At 63.0% G+C, this 10760-nt stretch carries 10 protein-coding genes; 3 read left to right on the forward strand and 7 right to left on the reverse strand.

Going from position 1 to position 10760, the window contains the following annotated elements:
* Positions 1-19 precede the first annotated feature (19 nt).
* On the forward strand, positions 20-811 hold the full coding sequence (locus ACZ51H_RS14170; RefSeq protein ID WP_464772685.1) for an SDR family NAD(P)-dependent oxidoreductase: 792 nt from the start codon (positions 20-22) through the stop codon (positions 809-811).
* Positions 812-976: 165 nt separating this feature from the next.
* On the opposite strand, the gene ACZ51H_RS14175 is transcribed toward ACZ51H_RS14170, so the two are convergent.
* From ACZ51H_RS14175 to ACZ51H_RS14195, 5 genes are all read right to left on the reverse strand, one after another.
* Positions 977-3358 carry a TonB-dependent receptor gene (locus ACZ51H_RS14175; protein ID WP_464803361.1) on the reverse strand — a complete coding sequence of 794 codons (2382 nt, stop codon included), beginning with the start codon at positions 3356-3358 and terminating at the stop codon, positions 977-979.
* Positions 3359-3588: 230 nt separating this feature from the next.
* Positions 3589-4206: an EthD domain-containing protein gene (locus ACZ51H_RS14180; RefSeq protein ID WP_464803362.1), complete on the reverse strand. Its 618-nt coding sequence runs from the start codon at positions 4204-4206 to the stop codon at positions 3589-3591.
* On the reverse strand, positions 4203-5165 hold the full coding sequence (meaB, locus tag ACZ51H_RS14185) for a methylmalonyl Co-A mutase-associated GTPase MeaB (RefSeq protein WP_464803363.1): 963 nt from the start codon (positions 5163-5165) through the stop codon (positions 4203-4205). The genes ACZ51H_RS14180 and meaB overlap by 4 nt, the downstream gene beginning before the upstream one ends.
* A complete protein-coding gene (locus ACZ51H_RS14190; RefSeq protein WP_460988696.1) occupies positions 5165-5590 on the reverse strand; it encodes a cobalamin B12-binding domain-containing protein in 426 nt (141 codons plus the stop codon). Before ACZ51H_RS14190 ends, meaB begins: the two co-directional genes overlap by 1 nt.
* Before the next feature lie 5 nt (positions 5591-5595).
* On the reverse strand, positions 5596-7317 hold the full coding sequence (locus ACZ51H_RS14195) for a methylmalonyl-CoA mutase family protein (RefSeq protein WP_464803364.1): 1722 nt from the start codon (positions 7315-7317) through the stop codon (positions 5596-5598).
* A 125-nt stretch (positions 7318-7442) separates the two neighbouring features.
* Here ACZ51H_RS14195 and ACZ51H_RS14200 point away from each other — a divergent pair, with 125 nt between their 5' ends.
* A complete protein-coding gene (locus ACZ51H_RS14200; RefSeq protein WP_464803365.1) occupies positions 7443-8312 on the forward strand; it encodes a helix-turn-helix domain-containing protein in 870 nt (289 codons plus the stop codon).
* Between the two features lie 121 nt (positions 8313-8433).
* Positions 8434-9291: a helix-turn-helix transcriptional regulator gene (locus ACZ51H_RS14205; RefSeq protein ID WP_464803366.1), complete on the forward strand. Its 858-nt coding sequence runs from the start codon at positions 8434-8436 to the stop codon at positions 9289-9291.
* 40 nt (positions 9292-9331) lie between these two features.
* Here ACZ51H_RS14205 and ACZ51H_RS14210 read toward each other — a convergent pair whose 3' ends face one another.
* Together ACZ51H_RS14210 and ACZ51H_RS14215 are read right to left on the reverse strand one after the other, a co-directional pair.
* Positions 9332-10549 (reverse strand): cytochrome P450, encoded by a 1218-nt coding sequence (locus ACZ51H_RS14210; protein ID WP_464803367.1) that lies wholly within the window; start codon positions 10547-10549, stop codon positions 9332-9334.
* The gene (locus tag ACZ51H_RS14215; protein WP_460988689.1) at positions 10546-10752 is read right to left on the reverse strand and encodes a ferredoxin; all 207 of its coding nucleotides are present in this window, start codon (positions 10750-10752) and stop codon (positions 10546-10548) included. Before ACZ51H_RS14215 ends, ACZ51H_RS14210 begins: the two co-directional genes overlap by 4 nt.
* Positions 10753-10760 lie beyond the last annotated feature (8 nt).

A 10760-nucleotide genomic window follows, 5' to 3' on the forward strand; every position in this document is an offset into this window, starting at 1 on the left:
ATAAAATAGGAGAGGCAGGATGAGCGCGGATTTGGCCATGGGTTGCCGCCGTCTGGTGGACAAGGTCGTCGTCGTTGCGGGCGCGTCCACCGGCATCGGGCGGGGGACCGCTTTACGGCTGGCGGCGGAGGGCGCGACCCTGATCGTCGCGGCGCCCGGCAATCACAAGGACAAGATCGACAGCCTGGTCGATGAGGTCGCCGCGATGGGCAGCCGCGCGACCGGATGCGCGTTCGATGCGACCGATGACGCGTCGATTGCGGCGCTGATCGATATGGCCGCGAAGACATATGGCGGGATCGACGCGGTACATGCCAATTTCGCCGACCTGCAAATCCTGTTTTCCGACACCAACGCGCTGACCGTGACCGACGAGGTGATGGAGCGCACATTGGATGTCAATTTGAAGGGCATGATGCGGATCACGCGCCATGCCCTGCCCAAGCTGCTGGAGCGCGGCGGCGGGGCCATGATCTATACCTCATCGGGCGCGGCGATCGCGGGGGAGCCGGTGCGCCCCTGCTACGCGATGGCGAAGGCCGGGATCAACGCGCTGGTGCGCCATGTCGCCAGCGGCTGGGGCAAGCAGGGTATTCGCGCCAATGCCATCATGCCGGGGTTGGTGATCACGCCCGAGCTTCGCGCCACGATGCCGACGGATTTCCAGCAGCAGGTGCTGGAGGAAGGGCGGTCTCCGCGCCTTGGGCTGGTGGAGGATATCGCGGCGATGGTCGCGTTGTTGGCGAGCCGGGACGGTGAGTGGATCAGTGGTCAGTGCATCGCGGTGGATGGCGGATCGACGATTAGTTAGAGCGAAGTGCGGTCATTAATCCTCCCCATCGTGAGATGGGGAGGGGGACCGTTCGCGAAGCGAAGGGTGGAGGGGAAATCTCACAGGTTGTGCCATTTTCCCCTCCACCAGCCTACGGCTGGTCCCCCTCCCCACGCTTCGCGCGGGGAGGATTTTGAGGTCTGATCAGAAGGCGATCTTGGCATCCACGCCGTAGGAGGTCGGCTTGTTGAACGTCGCACCGGCGAAGCCCAGGGCGCCGAAGTCGATGCCATAGACCAGCCGCTTCTGGTTCAGCAGATTGTCGCCCCAGATGCCCACGTCGAGCTTGCCGCCGCCAAGGTCGAAGCCTTCGACAGACAGACGCGCCTTTACGTTGGTCTGGCTGGGCGAAACGATCTGTTCGTTGAACGGCGCCGTGTTGTCGAGCGCGTTGAAGTAGATCTTCGTGCGATAGGAATAGTCGCCACGCAGACGGACAAGCGTGTCACCGCCGCCGATCGGGTGCGAATATTCAGCGCCGACATGGACGTTCCACTTTGGCGTGTAGAGCGGCCGTGCCTCGTCAGCGACATCGACCACCGTGTTGGTGCCCGGATCGCGGAAGAGGAAGGTCTTATAGTCATGTTTCACATAACCGACCGAGCCGTCGATCTGGAAGCCCCGGAAGGGAGCCGCCGTCAGTTCCGCTTCGAAGCCCGACAGACGCACCTTGCCCGCGTTGACGATCAGCGAGGTGGCACCGCCGCTGCCCGCGGCGAACTGCTGGACCTGAAGATCGTTATAGTCGGTGATATAGCCAGCGACGTTCAGGCGCAGGCGGTTGTCGAACCATTGCGACTTGAAGCCTGCTTCATAAGACGTCGCCTTTTCAGGATCGAAGCCGTTGATGCTGCCGCCGCGCGGGTTGATGCCGCCCGAGCGATAGCCGGTCGAGACACGGCCATAGACCATGACATCGTCCATCACCTCATAGCTGACCGATGCCAGCCAGGAGAAGTTGTCGAAGCTGCGGCGGCCACGCTGCACGGGGAAGACGTCACCGGCCAGATAGATGGTCTTGTCGTCGGCGGTATGGCGGCCGCCCAACGTGACTTCCAGCTTGTCGTCGAGCGAGGACGGCTTCCAGCTAACCTGGCCGAACAGGGCCATCGACTGTGACGTGCCGCCGAATGCCTGAACGGGGGTGGCGTTGATGCCGACGGTCGCGAGGCCCGGATTGGCCGCCGCCACGGCTGCCGCGGTACCGGCCGGAAGGCCGTAGAAATCAAGCGCAGCCACCGGCGCCAAAATCGTCAGAGCCTGCTGGTTATATTCCGACGACTTTTCGTAGAAATAATACATGCCGAGCAGGTAGCTGAGGTCGCCGACCTTGCCGAGCGCCTGGAATTCCTGGCTGAACTGCCACTGCTTCTGCGGGGCATTGTTGCCGGTATAGGGGACAACATCCTGAACAGATACAAGCGTGGGTGAGTTGAAGTCGATTACTGGCCCGCGCAGCACGCCATTGCCCGACAAGTTCAGGATCGTGTCCTGGAAGAACTTCCGGTAGCCGGTGATCGACTTGACCGTAAGCTCAGGGATAGCTTCATAGCTAAGGGTCAACCCGTGGCCCTGAACGCGCGTCTTGCTGCCATAGCGGAAGTTGCCGTTGCGGTCGGTGAAGCCCGCCTGCTGAACCGTGCCTTGGCGATCGGGGCTGACGAGGAAGGGCGCGCCGCCGAAGCTGGGCGACTGCGAATAATAGTCCTGCGCGGTCGGCGTGGCCGCCACGATCTGGAAGAAGGCAGGCGTGCCCTTGCGATTGTCGTAGTCGAAGCTGTAATTGACCGTCAGGTCGCCCAGATCCGCCTGCAAACCGATGGCAACCGAGTCAGCATTCAGTGAGCCGGGGTCCTGCGAGGCCGGGGTGAGCGTGTTGTTCACATAGCCGTCGCCCTGGCGATGCTGATAGGCGATCGACGCCTTCAAAACGTCGCCCAGAATATAGCCAGTGTCCAGACGCGCGCGGGCATACCATTCGTTGAAGCGGCCGTAGCCCGCCTTCGCGGTGACATGCATGTCGTTGGCGGGCTTTTTCGTGATCAGCTGGAGCGCGCCGCCGATGGTGTTGCGGCCGAACAGCGTGCCCTGGGGACCGCGCAGCACTTCGATCCGCTCCAGATCGATAAGGTCGAACACGGCACCGGCGGCACGGGCGAGGTAAACGCCGTCGAGATAGACGCCAACGCCCTGTTCGGACACGGCCGAAGGTTCGTTGTTGCCGATGCCGCGAATGTAGATGGTCGCGGCCGAAAGGCTGGACGGCTGCTGTTCGATCGTGATGTTCGGCGCGAAATTGGGGACATCGGTCGGGTCAGAGATGTTCTGCCGTTCGATGAAGTCGCCGCTGAGCGCGGTAACGGCGACAGGGACGTTCTGCAGCGTTTCCGCGGAACGGCGCGCAGTTACGACGATGTCACCGAGAGTGGTCGATGGTTCCTGCGCGGCGCTTTGTTCCTGAGCGTTCGCCGAAACCGAAAACGGCACCAAAATTGCGGTAACGCCCGCAAGCAATATGGACTTCATACATCCTCCCAAACACATGCTGCTCTTAGTCAACAGTCCCGGTCTTTATCGTTATCTGCATGCGCCACACGGGAAAAAGCGCCTGTTGACCCCGAACATGGATAAACATGTCCGATGCAGCTCCGTTAGTCGCAATTATCGCTTACATCAAGGGTGATTGCGTCAATCTGCGTATTATCTGACGTTTATATCTACGCTGTTGCACATTTGCACACCGGCAATCTTAGCGCCTAACGAGAGGCGGAATGGCCGCCCGGCAACTGCGCGGCCGGAGTTGCGACATGGCGGACCAGCAGCGCTTGAGTGGAAAGACCGTACGGAATGGCGGCCTGGGCTTGCCAACCCGGCAGCCACAGGACGGCCTTTGCCGGAAAGGCGAGGTCGGTCCAGTTGGTCGTAAAATCGATCGAAACGCCGGGCATGTCCTTGGCGAATCCCTCCGCCCACTTCATCACCGTTAAGCGCAGATCGACGCCTTCGGAGGCATTTTGAACGAGCAAGGCGGTTCGGCGGCCGTCGGTTCCGGCGGGGTCTCCGGGGGAAAGGATGACTTCTTCGACCCCAGCCGAGGCGATGAGGGGCCGGTTCATGAAGCGTTCCTCATCAGCCGCCATGATCTTTCCGACCGGCCCGGCCATGAGTGCCGCCGCTGCCTCTATGTCATCGGCCCAGAATTCGCTGATCGTGTCCCAGCGGAATAACTGCGCCCCGGTGACGTGGTTGCGGGCGTAGGCAGAGAAGGGGAAATAGCTGATCGCCAGCGGAGCGTGATGCTCCTCATAGTAACGCTGGAAATCTTCGCGAGTGGTGCCCGGCTTGTGGGCCAGAGCGCAGATGGACTTGGTCATGCGGGGGCACTCTTGTCGGGAAGGGCTGCGACAATCTGCTCTGCGGCGGCGTAGGGATCAAGCTGCCGCGTTTCGACCTGATCGAGTATGGTCTCGCCGCATAGCGCCATTGCACGGGATGCGAGGGCGTCGCGGACTAGCGAGAAGACCTGTTCCCTCGCGCGCAGGCGGCTGCGCGCCGTGAAATCCCCATGTTCTTGCAGGAAGTCGCGATGGGTGGCGATGGCGTCGGCGATGGCGTCCGCCCCCTCCCCTCTTGCGGCGACGGCGCGTAGTACTGGCACGTCCCAGCGCTGGTCCGTGACGGTTTGGGCGCGCAGGTGGAGCATCAATTCCATCTGGCGGTGGGTGGCGTCATAGCCGTCGCGGTCGGCTTTATTGACGACGAAGATGTCGCCTGCTTCCATGAGGCCCGCCTTTACCGCCTGGATCTCGTCGCCCAGGCCCGGCACGGCGACGATGACCGTGGTGTGGGCGAGGTTGACGACGTCGATCTCGTCCTGACCTACTCCCACGGTTTCGACCAGGACGATGTCATAGCCCATGGCGTCGAAGACGAGGCACGCATCATGGGTGGAGCGGGACAGGCCGCCCGCTTGCCCACGCGTGCCGAGGGAGCGGATGAAGACGCCGGGGTCGAGCGCGTGGCGGCTCATGCGGACGCGGTCGCCGAGGATCGCGCCGCCGGTGAAGGGGCTGGACGGATCGACGGCGATGACGGCGACGCGCTGGCCCCGCTTGCGCCATTCGGTGACCAGCGTGTCGGTGAGCGTGGACTTGCCAGCGCCGGGCGGGCCGGTGACGCCGACCAGCTGGGCGCGGCCGGTGTGCGGGTAGATGGCGGCCAGCACTTGCGCGCCGCGCGGGTCGCGATCATCCAGCCAGCGGATGGCGCGTGCGCCTGCCGCGACTTCTCCGGCGAGAAGGCGGTCGGCTATGTCAGCCGCGCCCTGCGGCATCAGGCGGCGTCCTCCGCCAGTCGCTGCGCCCACCAGCTTTCGAGATAGGCGACGATGTCGCGCGTGTCGGAACCCATGGTGAAGATGCGATCGACGCCTGCGTCTTCGAGGATCGGCTTGTCCTCTTCGGGGATGACGCCGCCCGCGACCAGCAGCTTGTCGCCCGCGCCTGCTTCGCGGAGCAGGCGGGCGAGCTTGGGCAGGCTACGGGTGTGACCGGCGGACAGGGTGGAGATGCCGACGACGTCGACATCCTCCTGCACGGCGGCGGCGCAGACCATTTCGGGGGTTTGCTTGAGGCCGGTGAAGATGACCTCCATGCCCGCTTCGCGCAGGGCGTGGCCGATGACGGTGACGCCGACGGTGTGCGTGTCCATGCCGAGCTTGGCGAGCAGGACGCGCAGGGGGCGCTTGAATGTGGTCATACGCGTCAAATCCCCATCAACTGGCTGTCGGCGCTGTGGACGCCGAAGACGTCGCGCATCGCGTTGCAGATTTCGCCGTGCGTGGCGTAGAGCTTTACCGCCTCGAGGCAGGGGGGGACCATGTTGGCGCCGGTGCGGGCGGCTTCGCGGACTTTCTCGAGGGCTGCGTCGACGGCGGGCTGGTCGCGGCGGGCGCGCAGGTCGCGGACCTTGCGGATCTGCTCTTCCTCCATCGCATCGTCGAGGCGGAAGATTTCGATTTCGCGCTCCTCATCCTCGCGAGTGAGGTGGTTGACGCCGACCCATTTGCGGCGGCCCTCCTCTACGTCCTTGTTGCGCTCATATTGTTCGCGGCCGAGCGCGCGCTGGATATAACCGGTCTCGATGGCTTTCAGCGCGCCGCCCATGGCGAAGATCTTGTCCATCTCGGCGAAGGCGGCGTCCTCCATCTGCTTGGTCAGGGTCTCGACATAGTAGGAGCCTGCGAGGGGGTCGATGGTTTCGGCGACGCCGGTTTCGTGGGCGACGATATGCTGGATCGCGGCGCCGACGCGGATGGCGTTTTCGGCCGGGAGCGCGTGGGCTTCGTCATAGAGAGGGGTGGTCATCGCCTCCCCTGCCCCGCCCAGCGCGCAGGCGGTCGCCATGATGCCGAGGCGGGCGATATTGTTGAGCGGCTGCTGGAGGGTGAGCGCGATGGTGGTGGGCGAGGTCATCATGCGGATTTTCAGCGCCTCCGGCTTCGTCGCGCCATAGCGTTCCTTCATCAGCCGCGCCCAGCATTTGCGAAAGGCGCGCAGCTTGCAGACGCCTTCGAAGAAATCCATGTCGACGTTGACGACGAAGTGATTGATGTAGGGCGCGACCATGTCGATATCGAGCCCGCGCTCCAGCACCGCGTCGATATGGGCGCAGGCGATGGCGAGCGAATAGGCAATCTCCTGCACCGGGTTCGCCTTGGCGGGCTGGAGTTGGGCGGAGATGATCGAGATCGGCGCCCAATTGGGATGGTTGCGGATGATATATTCAATGCAGTCGGTCGCGATCCGCAATCCATGTTCAGGCGGGTATATGTAGCGGCCGACGCAGGTATATTCGATCAATATGCCGTTCACTATGTGAAGCACGAAGTCTTGCGGATCGACGCCCTTCTTTTCCAGCGCGGCGATGATCATGGCCAGGTTGACCGGCTGCGGCGCGTTGCAGACGCTCATCAGATATTTGAGCTTGTCGAACGGCAGATCGAAGGCTTTTTCGAGGTCTTCCAGGCTGTCGAGCGCCATGCCCGCGCGGCCGACTTCGCCCTCTACGATGGGATCGTCGCTGTCATAGCCGTTGGTGGTGGCGAGGTCATATTCGAGGATGAGGCCGGAGAGACCCTGGTCGAGCATGTAGCGGGCGCGCTTTGCCCAATCCTCGCCTTTGCCGAAGCCGGTTACCTGGGTCATCGTCCAGAAATCGGTGCGGTGACCGTTGGGGCGGGTCGAGCGGGTGTAGGGATATTCGCCGGGGAAGCCGAGGTCGGCGCTATAGTCGAAGCCCACCGCGTCGAGGTCGGCGGGCGTGTAGAGCGGCTTGATCGGCCATTTTAGCGCCTGCGTGAGGAAGGGGTCGCGGCGTTCTGGGCGCCCTTCGATGGCGGGGCCGCGCGTTTCCTGTTGCCAGCGGGCTTCTTCCTGCGCGATTGCGTTGGTGGCGGGGACGATGGGTCCGGTCGGGCGATTCATGACGGCACTCTCCTTGGCTTTATTGCTATCCGGTGCGGGAGAGCGGGCTCAAGGAGCGTCGGGAGAATGCCGCATGATTTTCGCATGATCTCGTAATATTTCACGCTTTATGATAAGTGACGGTGATGGATGCCATATCGATCCGGCAGGCGCGGCAGAGCGCCGACATTGTGCGGCGGTCGCTTGGGCTCGATGGCGCGGTGGTCGAGATTTGCGCCTTCCCGGAAGTCCGGGAGGAGACGGTGCAGATGGTCGAGCCGCAGTCGGTTTTGATGCTGGGCCTTTCGCGGCTGCTGACTGGGTCGGAGGGGCGGAAGGCGGGTGATCCGCGCCGTCCGTTCGCGCGCATGGGGGCGCTGGCGCTGCGGCCGGCTGGGGTGCCGATGGAGTTTCATGTCGCGCAGGGCGCGTTCGATACCCTCCGCATTCGCTTTGAGGATCGGCGGATAGCGCCAGCGCTGGCGGGGATCGGTTTTGACGATGCGACGCTGAGCGCCTGTTTCGACATGCATGCGCCGCCCATTGAGGAGGCGATGCTGCGGCTGGCGGCAGAGGTCGAGCATCCCGGAAGTGACAGCGCGGATATTGGAGAGGCTCTGGTGTCGCTGATCCTGCTCGATTTGCGGCGGTTTCTCGCTCAAGCGGCGGAGCGCGCGGGGCGGCGGCGCGGCGGGCTTTCCGCGCGGGCGTTGCGGGTGGCGCTGGCGATGATCGATGCGCCCGGTCCTGCACCGTCGATCGATGCGATGGCGGAGCGGTGCGGGATCAGCAGGGATCATTTTATACGATGTTTCCATCACTCGACGGGGATCAGTCCGGGTGCGGCGATCCGGCGGCGGCGTATTGATCGGGCTAAGGCGATGCTGACGGAGGATAAAGGGTCGATTGAGGAGGTTGCGCGGGCGTTGGGCTATGCGGGGGCGCCGTCTTTTTGCGCTGCCTTCAGGCGCGAGACTGGGCGGCCGCCTGGGGCCTGGCGGGTGTTGATGCGGTGAGGGGAGGGATATAACCTACCTCCGTTCGGGCTGAGCTTGTCGAAGCCTTATTCTTCCTTAAAAGAAGTGAAGCCCTTCGACAGGCTCAGGGCGAACGGGGAAAAGTGGTCCTGAATCAACAATGAGCGAGATCGACTTCACCGCCACGATCATCGAATCCTGCCCTGTGTCGGGCGGGCGATTCGAGCTGGTGGAATGGCACTGGCCCGACATGGTGAGTTTCGAGCAGACGCAACAGCAGTTGATGCTGGAAATGTCGCTGCCGCCGATGGCGGCGGATGCGTCGGCCTATTTTCCGGACATTGATCCCGAGCGTCGCTGCTTCATGGGGGCGCTGTTCGTCCGTCATCCGGGCATCGCGGTCGGTGGGCGGTCGGAAGGCAAGCAAATCCGCGTGATCCGGTGCGTTTTTGATGAGCCGCATGGCGCGGCGATTATCGGCTCGGGCGAACCTTCGCTGCCATTCCTGCAAGGGCTGCTGAATATCCGCAACGATGCGCTGCGCAGCCTGATGCGGCTGGCGCATCGGGAGTTGATCAATCCGCTGGATCGATCAGCCGAGGCGATGGAGGCGTTTTTCCAGCTGGTGCGGGTGGAATTGGGGCGGGTGTTCCAACAGGCGGCGAGTGCTGCGACAGCGAGCCGCCTTGCCCCATGGCAATTCCGCCGTATTCGCGAGCGGATTGAGGCGGGTGCGCCCATGCCCGGCGTTGCCGAACTTGCGGCGCTGTGCGGGATCAGCACGCGGCATTTGCATCGGCAATTCCTGGCGCTGACCGGCAAGACCATTTCGGACTATATTGAAACCTATCGTATCGAGCAGTCGAAGCTGCTGCTGGCGCGTGGTGATGTGCCGATAAAGCAGGTCGCGGAGCAAGCCGGATTTTCGCACGGGAATAGCTTTGCGCGGGCGTTTCGGCGGGCGACGGGATTGTCGCCGCGCGAATATCGGCAGCGGTCGGCGGCTTTGATGGATTGAGGGGCGCGGAGGGCTGATGCGCAGCCCTCCGCGCCCTTCCTCACCAGCGCAGTTTGAGCGAGGTAAAGCCCATGACCGGGCCGCCGAAGACGGATTCGGCGTCCTGATCCGGGTCCAGTTCGAATTCGGGAATTTGCCGCAGCCATTCCTGTAGCGAGATCATGATTTCCCGCTTGGCGAGGTGCGACCCGATGCAGCGGTGCGGCCCGAGGCCGAAGGTGACATGGTTATTGACCTTGCGATCGAGGTCGATGGTCTGCGGGTCGCTGAACGTGCGCGGGTCGCGATTGGCCACTGTGTTGGGCAGGACAACCCGATCGTTACGGCGGAACTGCACGCCCTTATACTCGCAATCATGGGTGACGCGGCGGTAAATGTTCGAGACCGCGTTGATCCGCATCAGTTCCTCAATCGCGAGGAGGAATGCGGATGGATCGTCCAGTCGGTCGCGGAATTTCTGCCGCGCGTCCGGTGACGTCGCGAGGTAGCGCCAGACATAGGTCATGGTGTTGGTGACCGTGTCGAGCCCCGCGACGAAGAGCAGGAAGCCGCAATTGATGATTTCTTGCCAAGGGAAGGGATTGCCGTCCGCGTCGCGCGACTGCACGACGGTAGAGGCTATGTCGCTGCCGGGATTGCGCTCCTTCTCTCGGAAGAGTTCTTCCAGCACGTCATAGATTTCCAGCAGGTTTGCGGCGCGAATGTCCGGGTCGGTGCTGCGGAAGAAGGTGTCGGAGATGCGCAGGAATTCGGGCAGGCGCTCTTCCGGCAGGCCGAACAGCTCCAGGAACGTGCCGGTCGGGAATTTGGCGGCATAATCCTTGACGAAATCGCACCCGCCGTTCCCGGCGAAACCGGAGATGAGCCTTTCGGCGCGGCTTTGCAGGCCGTCGGTCATCCGGCGGACGGCGAGCGGCGTGAACATGGGTGCCAGCAATTTGCGGAACACGTCATGTTGTGGCGGATCGACGCCGTTGGGCTGAAGAATTGGATAGGGTTCCAGCGGGGGAATCTGCGCCTTGTGCGTCGAGAAAATCTCGTGATTGCGATAGGCTTCGGCAATGTCGGCGTAGCGCAGGAATACCCAGTGCCCACCATTGCGCGGCGTGTAGAAGATGGGCGGCGCACCCTTTTGGATAAGGCCATGCCAGATCTGCACCGGATCGGACACGTCGGCGGGCATGTCGAAAAAGTCGAAGTCGCGGATCAGGTCTTCGGGGACATGGGTTGGCGCGGCGGGGAAATAAGTGACGGTCATGCCGCCGGTCCCTTTGCGATGCGGAGCGCGCCTTCGGGGCAGTTGCGCACGGCTAGCCGGACTTTTTCCTCAAGCTCCGGGGGAAATTCGGGTTGTTCTATGACGACTTTACCCTCCACCGCGTCGGTGGAAAACACCTCCGGGCACAGGTCTTCGCATCGGGCGTGCCCCTGACATTGGGCAAGATTGGCAACCACTCTCATCGAGGCAG

This window comes from Sphingobium sp. TomMM15 (assembly GCF_055397045.1).

Bases quoted from the DNA above. Each gene is read 5' to 3' on its own strand.
- meaB (WP_464803363.1), bottom strand. From the start codon at position 5,165: ATGCCGCAGGGCGCGGCTGACATAGCCGACCGCCTTCTCGCCGGAGAA.
- ACZ51H_RS14200 (WP_464803365.1), top strand. From the start codon at position 7,443: ATGGATGCCATATCGATCCGGCAGGCGCGGCAGAGCGCCGACATTGTG.
- ACZ51H_RS14205 (WP_464803366.1), top strand. From the start codon at position 8,434: ATGAGCGAGATCGACTTCACCGCCACGATCATCGAATCCTGCCCTGTG.
- ACZ51H_RS14195 (WP_464803364.1), bottom strand. From the start codon at position 7,317: ATGAATCGCCCGACCGGACCCATCGTCCCCGCCACCAACGCAATCGCG.
- ACZ51H_RS14175 (WP_464803361.1), bottom strand. From the start codon at position 3,358: ATGAAGTCCATATTGCTTGCGGGCGTTACCGCAATTTTGGTGCCGTTT.
- ACZ51H_RS14215 (WP_460988689.1), bottom strand. From the start codon at position 10,752: ATGAGAGTGGTTGCCAATCTTGCCCAATGTCAGGGGCACGCCCGATGC.
- ACZ51H_RS14170 (WP_464772685.1), top strand. From the start codon at position 20: ATGAGCGCGGATTTGGCCATGGGTTGCCGCCGTCTGGTGGACAAGGTC.
- ACZ51H_RS14180 (WP_464803362.1), bottom strand. From the start codon at position 4,206: ATGACCAAGTCCATCTGCGCTCTGGCCCACAAGCCGGGCACCACTCGC.
- ACZ51H_RS14190 (WP_460988696.1), bottom strand. From the start codon at position 5,590: ATGACCACATTCAAGCGCCCCCTGCGCGTCCTGCTCGCCAAGCTCGGC.
- ACZ51H_RS14210 (WP_464803367.1), bottom strand. From the start codon at position 10,549: ATGACCGTCACTTATTTCCCCGCCGCGCCAACCCATGTCCCCGAAGAC.